This window comes from Herminiimonas sp., from assembly GCF_030655415.1.
Genome location: NZ_JAURVN010000019.1, coordinates 87,188 through 111,905 on the forward strand (window position 1 = coordinate 87,188; position 24,718 = coordinate 111,905).

A 24,718-nucleotide genomic window follows, 5' to 3' on the forward strand; every position below is an offset into this window, starting at 1 on the left:
CAATAACTTTGCAATAAGACTGCGGATATTAAAAACTATGAAACCAATCTGGATTGTTGACGACGACGAGTCAATCCGCTGGGTGCTTGAAAAAGCACTTGCCCGTGAAAATCTTGCAACCAAGAGTTTTTCCAACGCACGCGATGCGATGGAAGCACTTAAAACTGGTGCGCCGCAAGTATTGGTATCCGATATACGCATGCCTGGCGAAACTGGTCTTGAATTGCTGCAAGCAGTCAAAGCCAAGCATCCAGGTTTGCCGGTCATCATCATCACCGCATTCTCTGATCTGGATTCTGCTGTTGCAGCATTTCAAGGCGGTGCATTTGAATATCTGGCCAAGCCTTTCGATATCGACAAAGCAGTTGAACTGATACGTCGCGCACTGGAAGAAAGCCTGCGTGAAACCAGCGTTGAGCAGGCATCGGCAGAAACGCCAGAAATTCTCGGCCAAGCGCCAGCAATGCAGGATGTTTTCCGCGCGATCGGTCGCCTCTCTCAATCGAACGTTACGGTCTTGATCACCGGTGAATCCGGCTCAGGTAAAGAACTGGTTGCACGGGCCTTGCATAAACACAGCCCACGCGCATCGCAACCTTTCATCGCATTGAATACTGCGGCGATTCCAAAAGACTTGCTGGAATCAGAACTGTTCGGCCATGAGCGCGGTGCGTTCACCGGCGCACAAGCAACGCGTCGCGGCCGTTTTGAACAAGCTGAAAACGGTACGCTGTTCCTTGATGAAATCGGCGACATGCCTTTCGATTTGCAAACACGTTTGTTGCGCGTGCTGTCGGATGGACATTTTTATCGCGTCGGTGGTCATCAACCCTTGAAAGCCAACGTGCGCGTGATCGCAGCGACACATCAAAATCTGGAACATCGCGTACGCGAAGGTTTGTTCCGCGAGGATTTGTATCATCGTCTGAATGTGATTCGCCTTCGCTTGCCTAGCTTGCGCGAACGTCGCGAAGATATTCCTATTCTGACGCGTCATTTCCTGACACAAAGCGCTAAACAACTCGGCGTTGAGGTCAAGCGTATGTCAGAAGGTGCGATGCAATTTTTGACCGGCCTCGAATTGCCGGGCAATGTGCGTCAACTGGAAAATCTGTGTAACTGGATTACCGTGATGGCACCTGGGCAAACAGTAGAAGCCAAGGATTTGCCGCTTGAATTGACCGAAGGGCAGGCGTACTCATCGTCCACACTTCCTTTGCCATCGTCGAACGGTGCAGCTTATGTGACGTCTGAAAGCGATGGCGGTACAGTCAGCAACGTCGTGCCGCAAGCAACTGCAATTCCAACAGGTATTCCAGCTGAACACAGCAACTGGATTTCTTTGCTTGAAGTTGAAGCCGCGAGTTTGTTGGCTGCAGGCCAGCCGGAAGTAATGGATGCCTTGGGTCGTCAGTTTGAATCGACCTTGATCAAGATGGCATTGAAACATACGCATGGCCGCAAGAATGATGCAGCAGTGCGTTTGGGGATAGGTCGCAATACGATCACTCGAAAAATCCATGAGCTTGGTATTGATGGCGCGAAAGACGATTGATGATTTGTTGATCGCTGAGTAAATCAGTATCAGCACGCCAGACAAAAAAAGACCCTGATCAGTTTTAACTAATCAGGGTCTTTTTTATTGCAAAGTCGAAGCTAGTAATGCTTTGAATTTTAGTTTTAAAACTTGCGTTTAAGCAGCCAGTTTTGCAGTAGAGCGGCAACCTTCTAGTAGGAAGGATAAGCCAACTACCAGCACCAGTTCACCTTCAGCCGAGCGCGCAGTACCAGCGATGCCGGACACAGTAATGGCGGTCATCGGTTTGATCACCAGATCTGCGGTGCCTTCGACTGCGCCTACCGACAAAATGTAAGGTTGTGGCGCAGCGATAACGATGCCTACACGCTCCGTTGCCAATTCATAGCCGAGCGAGCCTGCCAGTGAACGCACTGGTAATGGACGTCCTTGATCGCGTAATACGGGCGCACCACCAACGTGCTCGAATTCTTCAGGCAATTCAACCACGCGTTGAACAACTGCCATCGGCAAGGCCAACGCTGCATCGGAACTACGCACCAGCATGGTCGGCACAATTGATAATTCAATAGGCAAACGAATCGAAAAACGTGTACCAACGCCCAATTTGGAATCGATGGTGATCGCGCCGCGATGTTTTTCAACTGCAGTTTTCACAACATCCATACCGACGCCACGACCCGATACGCTGTTGGCAACTTCCTTGGTCGAGAAGCCCGGCAAGAAAACCAGTTGCAGCATTTCTTCGATTGATTGCGCAGCGCTATCGTTGATCAAACCTTTGGAGATCGCTTTGGCGCGCAGTTGTTCGCCATCCATGCCCTTGCCATCGTCGGAAATCTCGATCATGACGCTGCTGGCTTCCTGCCATGCTTTAAGCAAGATGACGGACTTGGTCGATTTGCCATTCGCAGTGCGAGTCGCATTATCTTCAATGCCATGATCCAGCGAATTGCGCAGCATGTGGACTAATGGATCGTACAAACTATCGACGACGACGCGATCGACTTCGGTGTCGGCACCTTCGATTTGCAGATCAACATCCTTGCCCAGATCTTTTGCCAGCTCACGCACCAGTCGTGGAAATTTCTGGAAGAGTTTGCCGACAGGTTGCATGCGTGTCGACAGCGTAGCGCGTTGCAGTTCTGTGGAATAGCGCGATGCGCGATTCAGCGTTTCTGCCAGAGCGGCCATCAAGGTCGCGGCTTGTCCTTCAACCGGGAATTGCGCGAGTTTTTCCAGCAGTACGCTCGCCTGATTCGCTGCTTGTACGGATTCGCCAGCAACTTCCAGCAAGGCATCCAGCTTTACCGCATCGACGCGTATGCTTTCTTCCTTGACGCTAGCAGCCGCAGCAGGCTTGTTGTCGCCACGTCTGTCGATACCATCCCAACCACCTTTCGCCGGTGCTGCTGTAGTTGCAGCAGTAGCTGGAGTTGCGACGGGTGCTGCACTAACTGCCGCGCTTGCTGATGTCGTCGTTGCGGAAACGGGGATCGCAGTACCAGCTGGAACGACGGCTTGATACAGCGCATTCCAGTCCAGACCATCTGCGCCTATCGTCGCGACGGCTTCAGTACTTGCTGCAACTACCGGCGCTGCTGCAATCGCAGCAGGCGCTGCATCCTTGCCTGCAATCGCACTGTTGAGAATTTCCTCCAGTGCGTTTGGCATGTCCGGCAGACTACTCGGGTGCGCACCGTTTGAGAGTGCGGTCAATTGATCCGCAACGAAGCCGCTGGCTTGTAATGCAGCTTCAATTGCAATCGGTGTGACCGGTACTTCGCCGGTGCGCAGGGCATCGAACAGATTTTCTGTCAGATGGCAGGCGGAGACCATCGCAGGCAGATTCATGAAGCCAGCGCCGCCTTTAATCGTGTGGAATGAGCGGAAAACGGCGTTCAGTGTATTCAGGTCGCCAGGATTGCGTTCAAGGCTGAGCAAATGCTCTTCTACATTTGTTGCGAGCTCTAGCGCCTCGACAACGAAATCCTTGAGCATGTCGTCCATGTCATCCATTAGAACCCCAGATCGGCAAGAAGATCATCGACGTCGTCCTGCACCATTGCGATAGCCGGTGCTGACGGACCATTCATCAATTCGACAGGTGTATCTGCTGCAGGTTTTGCTTCCGCGCGCGCGGCCTTGATTTCTGGCGGTGCATTGTCGCGCAGTAGTTGCGCCAGTTCGCCTTCAACCTTGTGCGTGATCGTGACAATTTTCTTGATCAACTGGCCGGTGATGTCCTGGAAGTCTTGCGCCATCATGATTTCCAGCAGACGGGCTTTTTCGGCCTCGGTCACTTCTATAACTTTGCTGGAGAACTGGCGCGAATCGTTGGCCAGCGTTTTGAATTCTTCAACACTCAGTTTGCCTTCGAATAATTGGCTCCAGCGTGCATCCATACTCTTGGCGGTTTTGGACAATGCGTCCTGTTCTGGCATGCCGATATCGATCGCATTCAAAACTTTATTTGCAGCTTGTTCAGTCAAGGTAGCGACGTATTCGAGGCGACCTTGGGCGTCATTAATTTCTGATGCGACATCGGACAGCGAGCGGTCGTAACCGAGTTCGCGCAAGGAATCATGCAGCAAACGAACGATGCCGCCCAAGCGTTCAAACATCGGCTTGTCGGAAACATCTTCAGTAGATTCAGCAGCAGGTGCAGGCGCTGCAGTTGTTGCAGAATTCGCAGGAGTCGCGGGTGTAGGCGCTGCTGGTGCTGGAGCTGCAGCAGCCGGCGCGACCGGTGCTACGGTTTCTGTACGTTGTGCGGAAATTTCTTCAAACAGTGCATCAAAATCATCCAAGTCGCCGCTCATCTAGTTCTCTCCGTCTCGTTATTCGTTGGTGCTCTGTACGTCTGGTGCGATTGTGCATTCCCTGCGGAGCGCGTCAGCAAACCAAGATGTGCATGTGCAGTAATGCAATATTGCGCCGTTCCACTTAAACACGCCATGGATGGCGACAAGAATTTTATCTATTAACCTGAGGCAATAATACCCAGATTTAGAAGGGGCGCATAGCTATTCAATGGAAGTTGGCGATGCCGCGCAACAATTGCAAATTTTGGTTAAAAGTGAGTGTTATTCCAAGCGTTTTTGTGGGTTCTGCTTGCCTACGGGAATGAAGTATGAGGCGGCTTTCTAGCGGTGAGCGCATGCCCGTCGTGCTCGGCGCTGTTTGACGCGATCTGTCCTCGCGCCTACACTGCAGCTACTTTTTATGTGGCCCCGGATTACTGAGGTAACGAGGTGAAATCTGCACTAGTAAAAGTGCGATTTTCCATTCGTTGGCACGATTATTCTGAATCTCTATTATCAACCGTAGTTTAATTCCAAGGATCGTGACCCTCGCGAGGGCACGCCAAGCATGACTTTTTCTTCCATTTCTTTTACCCATGATGCAGCACTGGATAGTGCGCTGGATGTCGCAATCAATAACAAAACCAAGCCGTTGGGCAGTCTAGGCATGCTGGAGTCGCTCGCCAAACAAATCGGTTTGATTCAGCAAACTACCGATGTCAGCCTTAACGATCCGGCATTGATTGTGTTTGCTGGTGATCATGGCGTCGTTGCGGAAAATATTTCTGCCTTCCCGCAAAGCGTGACTTGGCAAATGGTGGAAAACTTTCTTGCTGGCGGTGCCGCGATCAATGTGTTTGCGCGCCAAAATAATTGCGCACTGCATATCGTCGATGCAGGCGTTAATCATGACTTTGGCGTACGCGATGGTTTGATCGATCACAAAGTCGCGTACGGCACGCGCAATTTTGCGCAAGAACCGGCGATGACGGCAGAGCAGTGCGCGCAAGCGATGCAGTACGGTGCGGAGTTGGTCGCTGGGCTCAAAGGGAATGTCGTCGGCTTCGGCGAAATGGGCATAGGCAATACGACTGCGGCGGCAGCCATCATGCATGCGCTCACAAAAATTCCCGCAGCGGAATGTGTAGGCGCTGGTACAGGTTTGGCGCCTGATGGCGTGCAACACAAGCAAAAAGTCGTGGAGGCAGCAGCTGCTTTTCATGCGCCTGTCATATCGGCAGGCGAACCTTTGGATGTACTCGCAACTTTCGGTGGTTTTGAAATCGCGATGATTGCAGGCGCAATGTTGGCTGCGGCCGAGCGCCGCATGGTGATATTGGTCGACGGCTTTATCATTACCAGTGCCTTATTGGTCGCAGCGCGCTTGCAGCCAGCTATTCTTGATTACTGCGTATTCGCCCATTGCTCGGATGAGCATGGTCACAGACAAATGCTGGCGTATCTGAAAGGGCAGCCGGTTCTGCAAATGGGTTTGCGTTTAGGCGAGGGAACGGGCGCAGTATTGGCTTTGCCGTTGTTGCACGCTGCAGTTAATTTCCTGCGTGAAATGGCGACTTTTGAGTCGGCGGATGTGAGCAAAAAGAGCGTATAAAAATGACGGAACCGGATATTATTCTCAGTACAAGTTGGCGTGCGCGCTACCTGCAACCTTGCGTACATCAATTACGTTTGTTCTTCATTGCCTTGCAATTTTTTACTCGCATACAGATCCCGCGTTGGGTCGGTTTTGACGAGCGCTGGTTGCAACATGCATCACGGTATTTTCCAGCGGTTGGTATCGTCGTCGCACTGGTGAGCGTGCTGGTTTATATCATCGCTTCATTGTTGTGGACGCAATCGATTGCCGTCTTGCTGTCGACGATAGCTGGCATTTATTTGACAGGCGCCTTTCACGAAGATGGTTTTGCCGATACCTGCGATGGTTTTGGCGGCGGTACGACCAGTGAGCGCGTGCTTGAGATCATGAAAGATTCGCGCATAGGCGCATACGGTGCAATTGGTATCGGCTTGATGCTGGCGTTGAAATGGATGGCGCTTTCCAGCTTGCCATCGCCGGCTGTGGTTGCTGCTTTGCTGGTCGCGCATCCGGTGTCACGTTTGGCGGCGATCAGCTTGGTGTGGCGCATGGATTATGCAAAAGCGAACGGCAAGGCGAAACCAATTGGGCAGAATATGTCTAATAAAGAGTTTTGCATTGCCACTGCGACGACCTTGGTGCCGATAGCAATTCTTTGTTTGACTGGCTTGATGCCTGTGCTGGCGGTGACTGCCGGCAGTTTGTTTGCTGTACTTGCATCGCTGTGGCTAGCACATATGTTTCAGCGTCGTATCGGCGGCTATACCGGCGATTGCCTGGGCGCAGTGCAACAAGTTTCAGAAGTCGCTTTCTATCTTGGGGTTCTCGCCACAATTGCCTATTGAGGATCAATATGCACCTTTATCTCGTTCGTCACCCACGGCCCATCGTCGCTGCCAATACTTGCTATGGCAGCACTGATTTAGCTGTGGCAGCGGAGGAGTTGGCGCTAGCCCGAGCATCCTTGCTGCCAGTCTTGCCCAAGAAGGCGATGCTGTTTTCCAGTCCCCTGCGTCGTTGCACAGAGTTGAGTGTGAGCCTGGCAGAAACGCTGGACTGTCCGACGCCTACTTACGACAAACGCTTGGCTGAAATGCATTTCGGTGATTGGGAAATGCAGTCATGGGATGACATTCCGCGTGCGTCCGTCAATGCGTGGAGCAATGACATGGTTGATTATCAACCTGGCGGTGGCGAGAGTGTGCTGCAGGTTGCGCAACGTGTACGCGCATTTCGCGATGAATTAACTGAACTGAATATTGAGCACGCGATCGTGATTTGTCACGCCGGCATTATTCGCTTGCTTGCTGCCTGCGAACACGGTTTGTCGGTTCCTGAGATGGCACTGTATGCAGCACAAAAACCGCACAAGATTCGCTATGGTGAATTACTGGTAGTGGACTGCTAGGTTTATTTAACTAAGCTTAATTACGCTGCTTGTACTCTTTAGCAGCCAGATGTAAAACCTGAGCCGCTGCCTGCGCCGAAATAACATCTCTGCCCCACGGTTTGCGTTCACTAGGCAATATACGCAGCCAGCCAAATGTGCGCGCCGCACTCATGACTTCACGCTGAACATCTTTTCCATCCTGTTTCAGATAATGCAAAAAATGTTGTGCAATTTTTTGCGCGTCCATGTTCAGGATGTAGGCCGTTGAGTGCAGATACAGAAGCCAGTCGCGCGCTTGCGCAGAAGCCAGTGGCATGCTCTTGATTGGATCATCTTCAAAATCGATGAAGCTCACAGTACCTTCATGCCAAATCATATTGCGCGCAAAACATTGACTCGCATTTTGACCCAGGCGATGCAGTTGCAAGATCGCTTGCAAACCGCTTTCCCAGTAGCTCAAAATCTTGTCGGGATATTGTCGCAGCAACTGATCAATTGACGTCTTACCCAGGAAAGAAATCGCAAACCATTGCGGCGTCACCTGCAGCACTTCCGGCACAGAAACGCCAGCCGCTGCAAGCGAACGCAAACGTGCCACTTCAATTGCTTGCGCAGCGCTGCCGCCAGGAGCAGGCACCGCACGCAGCATCGGCTGGCGCAGAACGGTCGCGAGCGTATTCAGTACCGGATAACCCCAATGTTTGAGAGGTTCTTCCAAACGCTTGACGATGACAGGACGGCCATCCGCCTGCATCAATGCAGTGCGGTCGGACGTGAGGGCCAGCTGCGCGTTTATCGTGTTGATTTGTTCGGGAGTAAACATGTGCTTTGGGTCGGTCGGGCAAGGCTGGATTATAGACCAGCGCTCTATGTGAAGGCTGTCTTCCGCTACGAAAAATAAACGCGTATAGAGAAGAGATATAAACCAGAAATGCAACGCTAAAAAGTCTACCTTGTTGCCCCGTATGGGTGTGCGCCTTACAATGGCGCAGTTTTGGTGCTCGCGGACATGTTCATGCCCGCAGTTAAACGGGAAACACGAAGCCTTCGGGCCAAAGTGTGCTGCCCCCGCAACGGTAAAACAAGCGTCACGATATTCATGTGACTAATCATTTTTCGATACCACTGTGCTTCGCATGGGAAGGTGAAATGGTTTGCTTGTCAGCCCGGATACCGGCCAGAACAGGTGAAAGCAATGCGAACGGGGAACATCGCAAGTGCATGTCTATATTCTTTGCATGACGTCTGCTTGTTCTGATCATCCTCATCCCATTCTTTCGTTGAAACTCGACTCGCGGGGAAGCAAGTCGAGTGCTCCTTATTCAAGAAGACTGATGAAACCCATAACCTCCACCCGCAGCATCGCTGCATGGCAACCGCTTGCGCTGGTTTCCGCTCTGGCGACTTTGGCTTTTCCAGCCATCGCTCAAACATCTGTTGATCAAAAACTGGCACCGGTAACTGTTTCTGCATCGCGCTTTGCAAACGATGCTTCGTTTGCGCCGATAGGTGCGACAGTGATTACTGCCGCGCAAATTCGCGAGGCCGGCATTGGTAACGTCAATGAAGCGATACGAAAAATCGGTGGCGTGTATGGCCGTCAAAATTTGAATGGTACGTCTGACTTTCAACTCGACTTGCGTGGCTTTGGTGCTACTAGCGACAACAATCTGGTTGTCATGGTGGATGGCATTCGCATATCCGAGAATGAACAAGCGGTTGCGCTGATGTCGTCGATCTCGATTGAGTCGGTTGAGCGTATCGAAATTGTCCGCGGCGGTAGTAGCGTCTTGTACGGTGAAGGCGCAACCGGCGGCACGATCCAGATCATTACCAAACGCGGCGTTGCCGGTGCGACGCGCGGTTCGGTTTTCGCAGAAGTTGGCAATCGCAACAGCAAAGAAGTACGCGCATCACTTGCCAAAGGCTGGGATGGTTTTTCTATCGATGCAAATATCGGCGGACTGCATACCGATAACTACCGCGATAACAATGAGTTGAGACAGGATAATTTTAGTGGCGGCATGCAGTGGGCATGGGCTGCAGGCCGTGCCGGAGTGCGTGTTGATTCGGCTCGACAGGATTCACGCCTGGCTGGCGGGCTTTCGTGGGCGGAGTACCTGCAAAATCCAAAGCAAACCAAGACACCAAACGACTTTGCATCTATAGATACAAATCGATATACCTTATTCGGCGAACAGCGTTTTGGTAACTGGGAAGTTGCTGCAGATATGTCATATAGGGATAAAACAGGAAATAGTTACTATGACTCGTTTAAATCTTATAGATCAGATGACGGCGCTATGAAACAGTTCTCACCAAGAATTCGTCATGTGACGCAAGGCGGAACGACAAGAAACGAATTGGTAGCGGGTTTGGATTTTTCAGACTCTGATCGTCGTGTAAATTACGCCGGCTCTACGAATGTTGATGCAACGTCTCAGCAATCAAAGGCTATATACGTTAGAGATGAAATTCAGTTAGACAAACTGCGCGTTGCAGCAGGTGCTCGCCATAAGAAATTTGATCAAGATTTCAATAGCAATACTAGTTCTTACGACAAATCCTTTTCTTTAAACGCTTGGGATATACAGGCATCTTATGAATTCTTACCTATATGGAGTGTATTCGCGAAGGCAGGACGTAGTTATCGGGTGGCTAATGTCGACGATAACTATGGAAAATCAACTAGTACGTTGCTTGATCCGCAAACATCGAATGATTTCGAGTTGGGCACCAGTATTGGCAATAGTGCAAAAAAAATCACTGCCAAAATATTCAGACACAAATTGAAAAATGAAATCTATTACGACCAAGTTTTGTATGCGAACGTTAATTTAGATCCGACCAAGCATGAAGGTATCGAACTCGAAGCAAGTGCACGTATTACCGAAACATTCGCACTATCAGCAATCTTGCGGCACGTAGATGCCAAGTTTACTGACGGCCCATATGCAGGAAGAGAAATGACTCTGGTGCCAAAAAATACAGCAACCCTAAGGTTGAATTGGATGCCTGGCAATGGTCAAAGTGCAGATGTTGGCGTGCAATGGGTTGACTCACAGCGTTATGCCGGCGATTTCACAAATGCCTGTAATACACGTATTCCTTCTTTCGCAACGTTAGATGCACGTTATGCGGTTCGTATGGGGGCATGGGAGCTTGCTGTGACAGGCACTAATTTGACAGATAAAAATTATTTCTCGCAAGCCTTTGGTGAGTGTCGAGATTCGGCGAGTATTTATCCCGATGCTGGACGTGCTTTGAAAGTCTCCGCTCGTATGGACTTCTAACGACAAAATAAATAGTTCTAGAAATATTCTCGCGCATGCGATGCCGGTTCAATCTCGGTATTCCATGCGCGATTTTTTATCTGCTTTCACTTGCAACAAATGATCCGAATTATCAATTCGATATCGTGCACTCATCTCTCAGCACAAGAAAACCTTGTGGTGCTGATGAAACATCAATGTCGCTAAGTATTTGGCACAGTTGCCCCAAGACTATTGCCGGCCTTACAATGTCGCCAGTTTTGGTGCTCGCAGACATGTTCATGTCTGCAGTTAAACGGGAAACACGAAGCTTCTAGCTAACGTGTGCTGCCCCCGCAACGGTAATCAAGCGTCACGTAGTTGTGACAGATCGTCTCTCAAACCACTGTGCGTAATGCATGGGAAGGTGAGGCCATCATGCTTGCAAGCCCGGATACCGGCCAGGACAGGTGGAAATGCTGCGAACGGGGATCTTCGCGACGCGATTCGCGCTCGTGCTGGTCATTCCGGTTCCTGTCGTCTCGGTCGTTGATTCTCTTCCTGTATTTCTTTTCAATTCAGCCTGCGGGGAAGTGGGCTGGGTGCATTTTTTGAAAACGAACTCATGAATCCCGCATCATCAAACCGCAGCATCGCTGCATGGAAGCCGCTCGCGCTGGTTTCGGCAATCGCCACACTTTCATTCCCTGTAATTGCACAAACAACGACGGAGCATAGTTTGGCTCCGGTGACGGTGTCAGGATCGCGTTTTGCAAGTGGTCCTGAATCTGCGCCTATTGGCGCAACCGTAATTAGCGCGGAACAAATTCGCGAAGCCGGCATTAACAATGCGAACGAAGCTATAAGAAAACTTGGCGGCATATTTGGACGTCAAAATCTGAATGGAACGTCCGATTACTCGCTTGATTTGCGCGGATTTGGTTCCGCTAGCGATCAGAATGTGGTGATCATGGTCGATGGCATTCGCATATCCGAGAATGAAGGTGCGACTGCATTGATGTCGTCTATTCCTGTAGAAGCGATTGAACGTATTGAAATTGTGCGGGGCGGCAGTAGCGTCATGTACGGCGAAGGCGCAACCAGCGGAACGATTCAAATTATTACCAAACGCGGTACAGCAGGCAAAACAAGTGGATCCCTTGTTGGTGTGGTAGGTAACCGCGAATATCGCGAAATGCGCGCGTCTCTGACTAAGGGGTGGGATAATTTTTATATTGATGCGAATGTAGGTAGCATCAAGACAGATAACTATCGTGACCATAATGCACTGAGACAGGATAACTTTAGCGGTGGCTTGCAATGGTCTTACGCAAATGGTGGTCGCGTTGGTGTACGTGTCGACGCCGGACGTCAGGATTCTGAACTCGCAGGTAGTATTGCGACCTTAGCCCGTTTCTACCAAAATCCTCGACAATCAAACAGTATTCGTAATGCCTCAATCGATTCGGATCGATACACCTTGTTTACAGAAAATCGTGCGGGTAACTGGGAATTCGCTACGGATCTTTCCAAACGTTTTAAAAGAGCAAATTCCGGCAACCAAGGCGCGGTTCCAACGATATACAACGGCGAAGTGACGCAATTTTCTCCGCGGGTACGTCATGTCTTCAGTTCTGCCGATCTCAGAAATGAAGTGGTTTTTGGTGCGGATGCCATTAATTCGAGTCGACGTCAAAGTGTAGGAAGCCTGACCAGCCGCGACGGCTCACAGGATTCGCGCGCGATTTATGTAAAAGATGAAGTTCAATCCGGCAAGGCGCGTGTTTCAGTGGGTGCGCGTCGAGAACATTTTGACCAGACTATGATCGGCACCAGAGCCTATGACCAATCGTTTGCTTTGAACGCAGCAGATCTGCAAGGTAGTTATGAGATCACCCCATTGGTGAACGTATTTGCAAAAGCTGGACGTAGCTATCGTGTTGCAAACATCGATGAAAACTCGGGCTCGACTAAATCCGGAAAACCGATCAAACCGCAGACGTCCAACGATTTTGAATTGGGCTCATCCTTGGGTAACGATCATAAGAAACTGACTGTGAAATTTTTCCGTCATGATCTGAAAAACGAGATCTATTATGATCGTAGTATTCCATCTGACGCAACCAGTGGCTTCGGGGCAAATACAAATCTTGACCCAACGCAGCGCGAAGGTATCGAGCTTGAAGCGCGGGCCAATTTGACAGCGGAATTCTCTCTGGTTGCAGTATTGCAGCATGTGTCAGCAAAATTCACTGAAGGGCAATATGCCGGACGTGAAATGACCTTGGTGCCTAAAAACAATGCAACCATGCGTTTGAATTGGGTGTCGGGTAATGGACAGAGTGCAGATGTCGGCGTGCAATGGGTAGACCAGCAGCGTTACGGAGGTGATTTCAGCAATACCTGTACCGCACGTATTCCTGCATTTACAACCGTTGATGCTCGTTATGCGATACGTTCTGGTTCCTGGGAATACGCTCTTAGCGGTACTAACTTGACCGGCAAGGATTATTTTAGTCAAGCATTTGGTACTTGCGCTAATAATTCATCCAGTATTTATCCAGATCCAGGCCGTGCAGTTAAACTGTCAGCGCGCTATGACTTTTAGTTTTAAATTGATATAAATTGTTGTTATCGTCGCGCATGCCGGTTTCGGAAATTTCCCTAACTCGCATGCGCGAATTTTATGAGAAATACTGAATGATTTTTTTACCATGAGCATGTTGGCACATCGGGCTATCAGCATTCCCAGACCGCAAGGTCGCAAGCGCGCGTGGATGGTTTTGTCTGCCCTAGTTTTTCTAGCTTTGCTGAGTGTGGTGATTGCGTGTGTAGTTGGTTCGGTAGCGTTGCCCTTGCAGGATGTAGTGTCTGCGATGCGTGAACTAATGCAGGGAACGACTTCGACGATGGCAGCGACGATGGTTGATTTGCGCCTCAGTCGCGCGCTGTCGGCTTTTGTTACCGGTGCCACGCTGGCGTTGGCGGGTGTGATGATGCAGGCGCTGTTGCGCAATCCCTTGGCTGAGCCTTATGTGCTGGGTGTTTCTGGCGGCGCTGCAGTCGGCGCGCTTGGCGCGATGCTGCTGTTTTCGATGACATGGTCGATTGATGTCGCTGCTTTTGCTGGTGCGATGGCCGTATCGCTCATGCTGTATTTGTTGGCGCAGCGTGATTTGCGCGGCAGTGTTAATTCGGATGGTGGCGCGCCATTGTTGTTATTGACCGGTGTGATACTCGCTTCCGGCTGTAGCGCATTGGTGGCATTGATGTTATCGATCGCGCCGGACAATCGTCTACGCGGCATGGTGTTCTGGATGATCGGCGATCTGTCGGGTACGCAATTTCGCTGGTTGCCGTGGATTGTATTAATTGGTGCCTTGATTTTTTCTACGCGCGCTGCACGCGCGATCAACGTGATTGCATTGCATGCCGAAGCGGCCGTGACTTTGGGAATCAACGTTGCAAAATTCCGGATCGGATTATTTATATGTGCTGCCTTGTTGACGGCGAGCGCGGTTAGTAATGCGGGTAGCATCGGTTTTGTCGGACTGATCGTGCCGCATGCCTGTCGTTTTGTTCTGGGGCCCGATCATCGGCTGTTGTTACCCGCGGCAGCTTTAGTTGGTGGCGCATTTCTGGTGTTGGCAGATACCCTGGCGCGTAGCGTCGTCGCACCTCAGCAGCTGCCGGTCGGCGTGATCACCGCGATCATCGGTGTGCCGGTATTTCTTCTGCAGTTACATCAGTTGAGGAAGCGCTGATGCAAACTAAGCAATTGCAGTTGCGAATTGCCGATCGCTTATTGGTCGATGCGCTGGACTGGAAAATAAATCCGGGTGAATGCTGGTGCGTGATCGGCCGCAATGGCGCCGGTAAAAGCACTTTGCTACGTACCTTGGTTGGTTTGCGTGCGGCCGAAGGCGGTTCGATTGCATTGAATGGCCGCGCGCTGAACGATTGGCAGCTAGAGGATCTGGCGCGCCAACGTGCGTTTTTACCGCAAGGTAGAAGCGATGCGTTTGCCTATCGCGTCATCGAAACAGTCTTGACTGCGCGTCATCCGTATCACGAGTCGGCTTATTGGGAATCGGATGCTGACTATGCGGCAGCACATTCAGCACTTCAACAAATGGATGTCGATGCACTGGCCGATCGCGATGTGCGCTCCTTGTCAGGTGGCGAGCGGCAGCGTGTTGCGATTGCCGCTGTGCTGGCACAAGACACACCATTATTATTACTGGATGAACCAACCAACGCCCTCGATTTGGCGCATCAAGTCAGTGTCATGAGTTTGCTCGACAAACTATGTCGCGAACAAAAAAAATCTGTCGTCATGGTTAGCCATGATTTAAATCTCGCACATAGCGTTGCAACCCATGCCTTGCTATTAATGGGTGATGGCCGTTGGTATGCCGGCAGTGTTGATGATGTGATGCAAGCACCGTTGTTGAGCGAATGTTTGGGCCATCCTATCGAGATAGTCAAACATGGCAAGCGCACCATTTATCTGGCTGGCGATAGCGAACAAGCAGTGAAGAAGACAAGAAGTGAAGAAGAATAAATATGAGTGAAGATAAAAACAGCGCAGACCAAGAAGTCGATGGCGTCACCGAACGTCACAACGCGCGTATGGCGCGCAAAAAAGAAGTTGTCGATAAAAAGATCGATGCTGCCAAACGAGATGCCGGCGTATTGCTGATCACCTGCGGCAACGGCAAGGGAAAAAGTTCAAGCGCCTTCGGTATGGCAGCACGTGCGCTTGGGCACGGTATGAAAGTCGGTGTAGTGCAGTTCATCAAAGGTGCGATTGCAACTGGTGAAGAAAATTTCTTCCGCCGTTTTCCGGATGAGATCAGCTTCCATGTAATGGGCGAAGGCTATACATGGGAAACGCAAAACCGTGAACGCGATGTTGCAAATGCGGAAATCGCATGGAGCAAGGCGAAGGAATTGTTGAACGATCCTAAGATCGGTTTGATTGTGCTGGATGAATTGAACATTGCATTGAAGTACAAGTACCTTGATGTGCAACGTGTCATTGAGGATTTGCAAGCGCGTCCGGCCATGCAGCACGTAGTGATAACCGGTCGCGGCGCGCCGCCAGAACTGATCGCAGTGGCTGATACTGTCACCGAGATGCAGCTAGTCAAACATGCATTTGCGGCAGGGATCGCGGCACAACCCGGTGTGGAATGGTAATGATGACGATCATTTATGGGAACAAAAAACATGACTAGTGCGCGCATTGTTTTGATTTCCGGAATTGCGTCAGGGCAGGGCAAGACGACCGTCACTGCTGCACTGGCGCGCAAGTTGATCAAGCAGGGTTTGCGCGTACGCGTCTTCAAGACCGGCCCCGATTATCTTGATCCGATGATCTTGCAACGCGCTAGCGGCGCTGAAGTATATGCACTGGATTTGTGGATGGTTGGTCTGGACGATTGCCGCAGATTATTGGCACAGGCCGCGACAGAAGTTGATGTGATTTTGATTGAAGGCGTGATGGGTTTGTATGATGGCGATCCGTCATCGGCCGATCTCGCGCGTGCATTCGGCGTGCCGGTTCTCGTTGTATTGGATGCGGCCAAGATGGCGCAGACGGTTGGTGCAATCGTGCTGGGTCTGCAGCAATACGGTCCGGTAGAACTGGCCGGTGTGATCGTCAATCGCGTCGCCAGTGCATCTCACGCAAGACAGATTACACAAGGCATACGCGACGTCCCTTTGCTGGCAACCTTGCCAAAACTGCAGACGTCGCTGCCCGAACGTCATCTTGGTTTGGTACAGCCTGATGAAATTGCGCAGGTTGATCAACTACTTGATCAGCTTGCCGATCAGATCGATCTCGATATGGATGCATGGAATAGGATCGTGCCTGTCACGCTGGATGAGAGCCTGACGCAGACCAGTGGGCCACAGCTCCTTGCTGGAAAAAATATCGCAATCGCACGCGATGCCGCATTTGCATTTGTCTATCACGCCAATTTGGAATGTCTGCGTGCTTCGGGCGCGCAACTGCAATTCTTTTCGCCTTTGAATGATGAGCCGGTGCCTGCCGATGCGGATGCAGTTTATATTCCCGGCGGTTATCCAGAGCTGCATTGCGCGACTTTGTCGGCCGCTCAGCGCTGGCAAGATTCCATGCGCGATGCCCATGCGAAGGACATTCCGATACTTGCCGAATGTGGCGGCATGATGGTCGTGGCTGATACGCTCACAGATGCTGAAGGCAAAGCCTGGCCTATGGTGGGTTTGTTAAAGGGCGAAGTCAGCATGCAAAAAAAATTGGCGGGACTTGGCATGCAGGCATTGGCGACAGCCGATGGCGAGTTGCGCGGCCATGCATTCCACTACTCAATTTTGTCGACCGATGCAGAGCCGGTCGCACAGACCGTCAAGCGATCAAATGGCGCACAGGGAGAAGCTGTTTATAAACAGCGCGCATTGATCGCAACGTATTTTCACGCTTACTTTTCATCCTGCCCGGCAGCGATGGCAAATATTTTTTCCAAAGGGGATTTGGCTTGATGCGGACACTGATCATCGGCGGAGCTCGCTCCGGTAAAAGCGCATATGCGGAGCGACTCGCTGTTGCCTCGAGAAAACGTATCGTCTATATCGCAACGGCGCAGGCTGGCGATGATGAGATGAGGGTGCGGATTGCGCATCATCGTGAGCGCCGCGATGTGTACTGGACTACGGTCGAAGAAACAATCGAGTTGGCTCGCGCGATTGAAAAACATAGTGGGCCCGATACTCTGATACTTGTTGATTGCCTGACAATTTGGCTTTCCAATCTGCTGTTCTCAGAAGCGCGCAGCTATCCCGAAGTGGGCGTGATAGAACCACCAGCAGCTTTCCAGTATCAACGCGCACTATTGCTGCAGGCTTTGGAAAATGCCAAAGGCGGCGTGATCCTCGTGTCGAATGAAATCGGGCAGGGAGTGATTCCGCAAGGCGCAATTTCGCGTTGGTTTGTCGATGAGTCCGGTCGCTTGAATCAAGACATTGCTGCGGTATGTGATCGTGCGGTCTTGATCGTTGCAGGTTTGCCTCTTGCGCTCAAAGGTTGATGTGAGATTGATTTGTTAATGGATTTGTCATTCGCTGCGATCGCGATCATGGTCTTGTTGGGTGTGTTGCTGGATATGCGCCTCGGTGAAGCAACGCGTTGGCATCCGCTGGTCGGCTTTGGCAATCTGGCGATACGCATAGAAAAAAAACTCAATGCAGGCGATCACCGATTTTTGCAAGGTGCTTTTGCATGGATATTGGCGGTGCTGCCTTTGGTTGCATTGACTTGGGCACTGACATTTGTCTTGGCGCAGTTCGATATGTTGATCGCATTTGCCGTGCATGCATTACTCCTTTATTTTTGCCTTGGATTACGTAGCTTGCGCGACCACACACTGCCGATTGCTCGCGCATTAATGGATGACGATTTGCCGCGGGCACGATCCTTGACTGCACGCATCGTTAGTCGCGATACGACAGAGTCCACAGAATCTGATCTCGCCAAAGCTGGCGTTGAATCTTTGCTGGAGAATGGTAATGATGCCGTGTTCGGCACCTTGTTCTGGTTTGTGATTGCTGGTGGTCCCGGTGCAGTGCTGTTTCGTCTCGTAAATACGCTGGATGCAATGTGGGGTTATCGCACGCCACGCTTTAATGACTTTGGCTGCACTGCCGCGCGCATAGATGATGTCTTGAATTTTATTCCTGCGCGCTTGACAGCGTTGTCGTATGCCTTGCTCGGCAATACACGGCTTGCTTGGCGATGCTGGCGCACACAAGCGCCGGCATGGTCGAGTCCAAATGCCGGTCCGGTGATGTCCTCCGGTGCGGGAGCCTTGAATATTTCTTTAGGTGGTGCGGCAATTTACGATGGTGAAGTTGAGCAGCGCCCACCGCTTGGCAGCGGTCCGCTCGCGACTGGCAAAGACATCGCACGGGCTTGGCTACTCGTTAGATTAACCACAGCCTTGTGGGTCGCAGTGATTTGCTTGATCAGTCTTGCAGGAGTTTTCTATGCTTGAGCACGGCGGCAATCTGCATGATGCAATACGTCGCTATCAGCGTGCGCGTGAAGACTGGCTGGATCTTTCGACCGGTATCAATCCGCAAGCGTATCCAATTCCCGTCATTGCATCTGACGCTTGGCATCGTCTGCCTGAACCAAGTGCTGGATTGCTGAATACTGCGCAAACCTATTACGGCGCACCGCAATTATTACCGGTCGCCGGTACGCAAGCAGCGATTCAGGGCTTGCCGCGTTTGCGAGAAAAGTCGAAAGTCGTCGTTGCTGCGCCATCATATGCAGAGCATGCATTTCAATGGAAGCAGGCCGGGCACGCGGTAACAGAAGTACCGTACGCACAACTTGAGTCTGCTGTAGCGGACTGCGATGTGATGGTGGTCTGTAATCCGAATAATCCTACTGGCGAAATTGTCGCCGCAGAAGTTTTACTGCGCTGGTCCAAGCAATTAGCAGCGAAGGGCGGATGGTTGATCGTCGATGAAGCATTTGGCGATGTCACGCCGCAGACTAGCGTTGCGTCGCATACTGCGCAGGCCGGTCTGATCGTCTTGCGTTCAGTGGGTAAATTTTTCGGGCTTGCCGGTTTGCGTTTGGGTTTTGTCGCCGCGCATCCTGAATTATTAATGAAGCTTGCTGATCTGCTTGGCCCCTGGACTGTCAGTGGTCCGGCGCAGCAAATTGGATCTGCTGCTTTGTCTGATCGCGCATGGCAGCTTGCGATGCGCCAGCAATTAACAGATCAGGGCCAGCGTTTGCATCACTTGCTTGCAACTCATGGCATTGCGTCGACGGGTTGCGCACTGTATCAATATTGGCCGCATGCAAGACCGGCAGAATTTGCAGAACAAATGGCCGCGCATGGCATCTGGATCAGACATTTTAAACATGGCGTACGTTTGGGCTTGCCACCTAACGAAGCAGGTTGGCAACGCTTGCAGCAAGCATTGGCTGCATCGATTGCAGCATGATTGACGACACAAGATATTTTCACGGGACATTGAATGAGTATTCATTTTTTTAAAACTGCCGCGTTAAGCGTGATGTTGATTACTGGTGTTGCGAATGCTGCTGTCAGTGTGCAAGACGATGGTGGTAATACAGTGACCTTGGCGCAACCGGCGCAACGCATCGTATCGCTGGCACCGCATGCAACTGAATTAATTTTTGCGGCAGGTGGCGGCGATCGAATTGTCGGCACTGTCGGTTATAGCGATTATCCGGCGGCAGCTTTAAAAATTCCACGCGTGGGCAGTCATCAGCAAATCGACGTCGAGCGCATCATTGCGTTGAAACCCGATTTGCTGGTGGTCTGGTTGCATGGCAATTCCGAACGTCAGCTTGAGCATGTGCGCAAGCTGGGAATTCCTTTTTACTTTAGTGAGCCGAAAAAATTAAACGACATTCCAACGAGCATTGAACGCCTTGGTGTGTTGATGGGCACCGAAAAAACAGCGAACAAGGTCGCGGTCGCCGAGCGCGCAGAACTCGCGCGTCTTGGTACGCAATATCGTAATCGTCCGAACGTGCGCATGTTTTATCAAGTTTGGGGCAAGCCGCTGTACACACTTAATGGCGGCAACATCATGAGCGATGTGATTCGCTTGTGCGGTGGTGAAAACGTGTTTGCCAAGTTGCCTATCCCGGCGCCGACAGTCACTACTGAATCTGTCTTATTGGAAAATCCAGAAGTGATGATGACGGGTGATCGTCAAGCAGAAAAATCCGGTGGGCTGGAAATCTGGAAAGCTTATCCAAATCTGCTAGCTGTCAAAAACGATAATCTGTTTTCTGTTGATGCCGATCTGGTGAATCGCGCCGGCCCACGCTTGATAGAAGGTGCGGCTATGGTCTGCGAAAAACTGGAACTGGCCCGCCGCCGCCGCACTACAAAGTCATCAGTTCAGCCGTGAAATTCCCTTTCCATACCTTGATGGTGCAAGGCACCACTTCTGACGCTGGCAAGACGACGCTGGTTGCTGCCTTGTGTCGCTTGCTCGCGCAGCAGGGTGTGAAGGTGGTGCCATTCAAACCACAGAACATGGCATTGAATAGCGCCGTCACCAGCGATGGTGGCGAGATCGGCCGCGCGCAGGCGTTGCAGGCAATCGCCGCCGGATTGCAAGCGCACACGGATATGAATCCAATCTTGCTCAAACCATCGAGCGACACCGGCGCGCAAGTGATCATTCACGGCAAGGCGCGCAGTGACATGAATGCGCGCGACTATCACGCGTACAAACCGATAGCGATGCAGGCAGTGCTGGAATCATATGGCCGCTTGCGTACGCAGTACGAAACGGTTTTGGTGGAAGGCGCAGGCAGCCCGGCCGAAGTGAACTTACGCGATCGCGATATCGCCAATATGGGCTTTGCGGAAGCCGTCGATTGTCCTGTGATCTTGGTTGCGGATATCGATAGAGGCGGCGTGTTCGCGCACATCATTGGTACGCTGGCTTGTCTGTCTGAGAGTGAGCGCAAGCGCACGATAGGTTTCGTCATTAATCGTTTTCGCGGCGATATCAGTTTGCTGGAACCGGGCTTGCGCTGGCTGGAAGAACAAGCCGGCAAGCCGGTGCTGGCGGTGCTGCCATATTTGCATGGCTTGTTTCTCGATGCCGAAGATGCTGTCGAACAAACGCAGACCGCGCGCGGTGCGTTCCGTATCGTTGTACCGGTGCCGCCGCGCATCAGTAATCACACCGACTTCGATGCGCTGCGTGCGCACCCGGATGTCGATCTGCAATTGATCGGACCGGGCCAACCGATTCCTGCCGCTGATCTGATCATCCTGCCCGGTAGTAAGAATACGCGTGGCGATCTGGATTGGCTGATAGCAAATGGCTGGCGTGATGCATTGATTCGTCATGCGCGTTATGGCGGCAAGATCATTGGTATTTGTGGCGGTTATCAGATGCTGGGCAAGACGATAGACGATCCGCAAGGTGTTGAAGGCAAGTCCGGACTTTCGCAAGGTTTGGGTTTGCTGGATATCGCGACGATTTTGACTAAGGAAAAACAACTGGAGCAGGTCAACGGCCTGTGTGCCTTCGCTGATAAAGACGCTGCTATTAGCGGCTATGAAATCCACATGGGCATTTCCGAAGGTGCAGCTCGCTCGAAGCCTGCTTTTATTATCGATGGCCGTCCAGAAGGTGCGCGTTCTGCCGATGAACAAATTCTTGGCAGTTATTTGCATGGCATGTTCGATACGCCGTCAGCCTGTTCAGCCTTGTTACGCTGGGCCGGGCTGGATAGTGATGTTGCTGTTGATACTGCGCGCTTGCGAGAAGCCAGTCTGGACCGTATCGCGCAAGCTGCGCAACCTTTACTGGATGCGCTTTGTGCGCTGGAATATCCCGCCACCTGATTTATCGTCTCGTATTGGCAGGATGTGCTGGTCTTTGACGCTCCTACAACAAGCTAGTCACGAACACCCCTCACAGGATTGACCTTGCAATGCCGCATGATATTCTTGCTGCTAAATCAGCAAGAGGCAGGGTGCAGGCTGGTTTTCAAGTGAATCGCCAATAACAACGCTAAAGGGGAATTTCATGCCAGTCATCGTCATCGCCAATCCGAAAGGCGGCGTCGGCAAGAGTACGTTTGCCACCAATCTTGCTGGATATTTTGCATCGCAGGGACACAAGGTCATGTTGGGCGATGTCGATGTCCAGCAATCGTCGCGCTCATGGTTGGCATTGCGTCCGCCTTCCTTGCCAAAAATCGAAGCGTGGGACATTGAAGACGGTCATGTCGTCAAACCACCAAAAGGAACGACGCACATCGTGCTCGATACGCCGGCTGGTTTTAGCGGCAAACGTTTCGATAAGGTGATGCAGATTGCCGACAAGGTGATCGTGCCATTGCAACCATCGATTTTCGATATCTTGGCGACGCAGGAATTCCTGCAAAAGCTGAAAGAAACCAAAGGTAAGTTTGATCTCGGTGTACTCGGCATGCGCGTCAATGGACGCACGCGTGCGGCTGATCAATTAACGCATTATGTGAATGGTCTTGGTATTCCGGTGCTGGGTTTTCTGCGCGATACACAGAACTATGTGCAGCTTGCAGCGAACGGTGCGACGCTGTGGGACGTTGCGCCTTCTCGCGTGGAAAAAGATGTCGAGCAGTGGCAAGAACTTTTGCAGTGGGTAGAGAAAAAATGATTTCACAAGAGTACGCGCAGCACCTTGCGCGTTACAACCGCTGGATGAACGACAAGGTGTATGCCGCTAGCGAACAGTTGAGCGATGCGGAACGCAAGGCCGATAGAGGTGCGTTTTTCAAATCGATACATTCGACTTTGAATCATCTGGTGTGGGGCGACGCGATGTGGCTGGGTCGTTTCACCCAAGGCACTGCGCTGGAAAGAGCGATGCCGAGCACGCCCGGCAATGTCGATGTGCATGCCGAGTGGAATGCATTGAAGGCCGCGCGGCTTGCGTTGGATGAAGAATTGATTACGTGGGCTGATAGTCTTGATGCTACGTGGTTGGCCTGCGATTTTTCCTGGTATAGCGGCATGACCAAAACTACGCGTAGCAAACCATCTTGGCTATTGGTTACGCATATGTTTAATCACCAGACGCATCATCGCGGGCAGGTAACGACCTTGCTGTCGCAACAAAAAATCGATCTTGGTGCGACTGATTTAATGATGATGCCCACTCAAAATTCCTAATTTTTTTACTTCCAATTATTTACATGAGCTGTCTGCTCAACCATCTTTAGCATTCCCACCTCACGCTGTCATCAACCGGTAACGCTGTATCCGTAGCATTCATGACTATTCCTCTTTGAGAAAGAGTCATCATGAGTGCGCACGCAATGCTGGCTGCACAGGATTCAAGGCGACAAGAACAGCGTTATGTATTTCGCCGTCGTGGTTTGATGACGACTGACAATGCGACGCTGCAGATACGCACGGTTGATGTATCAATGCAAAGTATGGCGGTGATGTGTCCGGCACCGATCAAGGCAGGGAAAATGTGTTCCATCGTGCTGGATGCAGTCATAGGCGCACGCGTCGTGCAGCTGCAATTTTCTTGCAAAGCGATTTATTGCATATTGGCTGGCACCGAAGGTTTCCGTACCAGTTTGTATATCGATGGGAATGTAGAGGCGCACAAGCAGCAATTGCAAAAGATCATTGCAACGTGCTCATCCGTGTCCCTGGCTTCGTCGAATTAAAAGGTAACAAGACAAAGCCAAGGTAAATCGAAGAATCAAATTTCCAGATTGTCGATCAGGCGGGTAGCGCCCAATTTCGCGGCGGCGAGTACTACCAGTTTTTCGCCTTGCGCCATATCGCCGGCGGATGGCGGTTGCAGGTTGCTGCGTTTGCGGATCGAAATGTAATCAGGCTTCCAGCCGCGGCTGCTCATCTCTGACATCGCCTCACGTTCCAGTTCAAATATATCTAGATGACCACCGCGTACTTCGTCGGCAACTGCATTCAGATTACGGAATAGCGTTGGCGCTTCTGCGCGTTCTTCCGCCGACAAATACATATTGCGTGACGACAGCGCGAGGCCATCTTCAGCGCGGAAAGTTTCGGCTGCGATGATTTCTGTCGGCAACGCAAACTGCTTGGACATATTCCGTACGATCATCAACTGTTGATAATCTTTTTTACCAAACACAGCGACGCTCGGTTGTACGCAGGAAAACAGCTTCAATACGATGGTGGTGACGCCACTGAAAAAGCCAGGGCGGAATTCACCTTCCAGCGTATTGCCCAAATCATTCGGCGGTTGCACACGGAATTCTTGCGGCTCTGGATACAGATCTTTTTCCGTAGGCGCAAACAGGATGTATACGCCTTCTTTTTCAAGCTTCTCAACGTCAGCTTGAAACGTGCGTGGATAGCGGTCGAAATCTTCGTTCGGACCAAACTGTAGACGATTGACGAAGATCGATGCGACGACTGGATCGCCATGTTTTCTAGCCAGACGCATCAATGACAAATGACCGTCATGCAGATTGCCCATTGTTGGGACGAATGCAGTACGTAACTGGCCGCGCAAATGGTCGCGCAATTCTTCGATGCAGGAAATGATCTTCATAAAGCTATCTTGGTAAGGGTTTGTTGCGCGTCA

At 51.3% G+C, this 24,718-nt stretch carries 22 protein-coding genes and 2 riboswitches; of the genes, 18 read left to right on the forward strand and 4 right to left on the reverse strand.

The genetic code is table 11. The features are described 5' to 3' along the window. Positions 1 to 37 precede the first annotated feature (37 nt). Positions 38 to 1,555, forward strand: a complete 1,518-nt coding sequence (ntrC, locus tag Q7T66_RS17785; RefSeq protein WP_304934444.1) for a nitrogen regulation protein NR(I) — start codon at positions 38 to 40, stop codon at positions 1,553 to 1,555. Positions 1,556 to 1,693: 138 nt separating this feature from the next. On the opposite strand, the gene Q7T66_RS17790 is transcribed toward ntrC, so the two are convergent. Further along, on the reverse strand, positions 1,694 to 3,547 hold the full coding sequence (locus tag Q7T66_RS17790) for a chemotaxis protein CheA (RefSeq protein ID WP_304934481.1): 1,854 nt from the start codon (positions 3,545 to 3,547) through the stop codon (positions 1,694 to 1,696). Between the two features lie 8 nt (positions 3,548 to 3,555). Next, a complete protein-coding gene (locus Q7T66_RS17795) occupies positions 3,556 to 4,359 on the reverse strand; it encodes a protein phosphatase CheZ (RefSeq protein ID WP_304934445.1) in 804 nt (267 codons plus the stop codon). Between the two features lie 550 nt (positions 4,360 to 4,909). Between Q7T66_RS17795 and cobT the strand changes: the two genes are divergently transcribed. The 3 genes from cobT to Q7T66_RS17810 are packed head-to-tail and all read left to right on the forward strand — an operon-like array spanning position 4,910 to position 7,346. Then, complete coding sequence (cobT, locus tag Q7T66_RS17800; protein ID WP_304934446.1) at positions 4,910 to 5,953, forward strand: nicotinate-nucleotide--dimethylbenzimidazole phosphoribosyltransferase; 1,044 nt, start codon at positions 4,910 to 4,912, stop codon at positions 5,951 to 5,953. Between the two features lie 2 nt (positions 5,954 to 5,955). Then, positions 5,956 to 6,783 (forward strand): adenosylcobinamide-GDP ribazoletransferase, encoded by an 828-nt coding sequence (locus Q7T66_RS17805; RefSeq protein ID WP_304934447.1) that lies wholly within the window; start codon positions 5,956 to 5,958, stop codon positions 6,781 to 6,783. An 8-nt stretch (positions 6,784 to 6,791) separates the two neighbouring features. Continuing rightward, positions 6,792 to 7,346 (forward strand): histidine phosphatase family protein, encoded by a 555-nt coding sequence (locus tag Q7T66_RS17810; RefSeq protein ID WP_304934448.1) that lies wholly within the window; start codon positions 6,792 to 6,794, stop codon positions 7,344 to 7,346. Between the two features lie 16 nt (positions 7,347 to 7,362). Here the strand turns inward: Q7T66_RS17810 and Q7T66_RS17815 are convergent, their stop codons facing one another. Continuing rightward, a complete protein-coding gene (locus Q7T66_RS17815) occupies positions 7,363 to 8,151 on the reverse strand; it encodes a hypothetical protein (RefSeq protein WP_304934449.1) in 789 nt (262 codons plus the stop codon). Between the two features lie 155 nt (positions 8,152 to 8,306). After that, positions 8,307 to 8,525, forward strand: a riboswitch (cobalamin riboswitch). A 20-nt stretch (positions 8,526 to 8,545) separates the two neighbouring features. On the opposite strand from Q7T66_RS17815, the gene Q7T66_RS17820 reads away from it, so the two are divergent. The 14 genes from Q7T66_RS17820 to Q7T66_RS17885 all read left to right on the forward strand — a co-directional run bounded on the left by Q7T66_RS17820 (position 8,546) and on the right by Q7T66_RS17885 (position 23,810). Then, a complete protein-coding gene (locus Q7T66_RS17820) occupies positions 8,546 to 10,621 on the forward strand; it encodes a TonB-dependent receptor (RefSeq protein ID WP_304934450.1) in 2,076 nt (691 codons plus the stop codon). 223 nt (positions 10,622 to 10,844) lie between these two features. Next, positions 10,845 to 11,060, forward strand: a riboswitch (cobalamin riboswitch). Positions 11,061 to 11,204: 144 nt separating this feature from the next. Next, positions 11,205 to 13,187 (forward strand): TonB-dependent receptor, encoded by a 1,983-nt coding sequence (locus Q7T66_RS17825; RefSeq protein ID WP_304934451.1) that lies wholly within the window; start codon positions 11,205 to 11,207, stop codon positions 13,185 to 13,187. Between the two features lie 106 nt (positions 13,188 to 13,293). Continuing rightward, positions 13,294 to 14,343, forward strand: coding sequence for an iron ABC transporter permease (locus tag Q7T66_RS17830; RefSeq protein WP_304934452.1), 1,050 nt, complete (start codon positions 13,294 to 13,296; stop codon positions 14,341 to 14,343). After that, on the forward strand, positions 14,343 to 15,143 hold the full coding sequence (locus tag Q7T66_RS17835; RefSeq protein WP_304934453.1) for an ABC transporter ATP-binding protein: 801 nt from the start codon (positions 14,343 to 14,345) through the stop codon (positions 15,141 to 15,143). The genes Q7T66_RS17830 and Q7T66_RS17835 overlap by 1 nt, the downstream gene beginning before the upstream one ends. A 2-nt stretch (positions 15,144 to 15,145) precedes the next feature. After that, complete coding sequence (cobO, locus tag Q7T66_RS17840; protein ID WP_304934454.1) at positions 15,146 to 15,781, forward strand: cob(I)yrinic acid a,c-diamide adenosyltransferase; 636 nt, start codon at positions 15,146 to 15,148, stop codon at positions 15,779 to 15,781. Between the two features lie 30 nt (positions 15,782 to 15,811). Then, positions 15,812 to 17,110, forward strand: a complete 1,299-nt coding sequence (locus Q7T66_RS17845) for a cobyrinate a,c-diamide synthase (protein WP_304934455.1) — start codon at positions 15,812 to 15,814, stop codon at positions 17,108 to 17,110. Then, positions 17,107 to 17,655 (forward strand): bifunctional adenosylcobinamide kinase/adenosylcobinamide-phosphate guanylyltransferase, encoded by a 549-nt coding sequence (cobU, locus tag Q7T66_RS17850; protein WP_304934456.1) that lies wholly within the window; start codon positions 17,107 to 17,109, stop codon positions 17,653 to 17,655. The genes Q7T66_RS17845 and cobU overlap by 4 nt, the downstream gene beginning before the upstream one ends. Before the next feature lie 12 nt (positions 17,656 to 17,667). Then, the gene (cbiB, locus tag Q7T66_RS17855; RefSeq protein WP_304934457.1) at positions 17,668 to 18,618 is read left to right on the forward strand and encodes an adenosylcobinamide-phosphate synthase CbiB; all 951 of its coding nucleotides are present in this window, start codon (positions 17,668 to 17,670) and stop codon (positions 18,616 to 18,618) included. Further along, positions 18,611 to 19,588: a threonine-phosphate decarboxylase CobD gene (gene cobD, locus Q7T66_RS17860; protein WP_304934458.1), complete on the forward strand. Its 978-nt coding sequence runs from the start codon at positions 18,611 to 18,613 to the stop codon at positions 19,586 to 19,588. Before cbiB ends, cobD begins: the two co-directional genes overlap by 8 nt. A gap of 33 nt (positions 19,589 to 19,621) precedes the next feature. Next, positions 19,622 to 20,530: a cobalamin-binding protein gene (locus tag Q7T66_RS17865; RefSeq protein WP_304934459.1), complete on the forward strand. Its 909-nt coding sequence runs from the start codon at positions 19,622 to 19,624 to the stop codon at positions 20,528 to 20,530. A 20-nt stretch (positions 20,531 to 20,550) separates the two neighbouring features. Further along, complete coding sequence (locus Q7T66_RS17870; RefSeq protein ID WP_304934482.1) at positions 20,551 to 21,987, forward strand: cobyric acid synthase; 1,437 nt, start codon at positions 20,551 to 20,553, stop codon at positions 21,985 to 21,987. A gap of 184 nt (positions 21,988 to 22,171) precedes the next feature. Then, on the forward strand, positions 22,172 to 22,786 hold the full coding sequence (locus Q7T66_RS17875; RefSeq protein ID WP_304934460.1) for a ParA family protein: 615 nt from the start codon (positions 22,172 to 22,174) through the stop codon (positions 22,784 to 22,786). Beyond that, a complete protein-coding gene (locus Q7T66_RS17880) occupies positions 22,783 to 23,301 on the forward strand; it encodes a DinB family protein (RefSeq protein ID WP_304934461.1) in 519 nt (172 codons plus the stop codon). Before Q7T66_RS17875 ends, Q7T66_RS17880 begins: the two co-directional genes overlap by 4 nt. A gap of 131 nt (positions 23,302 to 23,432) precedes the next feature. Further along, positions 23,433 to 23,810: a PilZ domain-containing protein gene (locus tag Q7T66_RS17885; protein ID WP_304934462.1), complete on the forward strand. Its 378-nt coding sequence runs from the start codon at positions 23,433 to 23,435 to the stop codon at positions 23,808 to 23,810. 35 nt (positions 23,811 to 23,845) lie between these two features. On the opposite strand, the gene panC is transcribed toward Q7T66_RS17885, so the two are convergent. After that, the gene (gene panC / locus Q7T66_RS17890) at positions 23,846 to 24,685 is read right to left on the reverse strand and encodes a pantoate--beta-alanine ligase (protein WP_304934463.1); all 840 of its coding nucleotides are present in this window, start codon (positions 24,683 to 24,685) and stop codon (positions 23,846 to 23,848) included. Positions 24,686 to 24,718 lie beyond the last annotated feature (33 nt).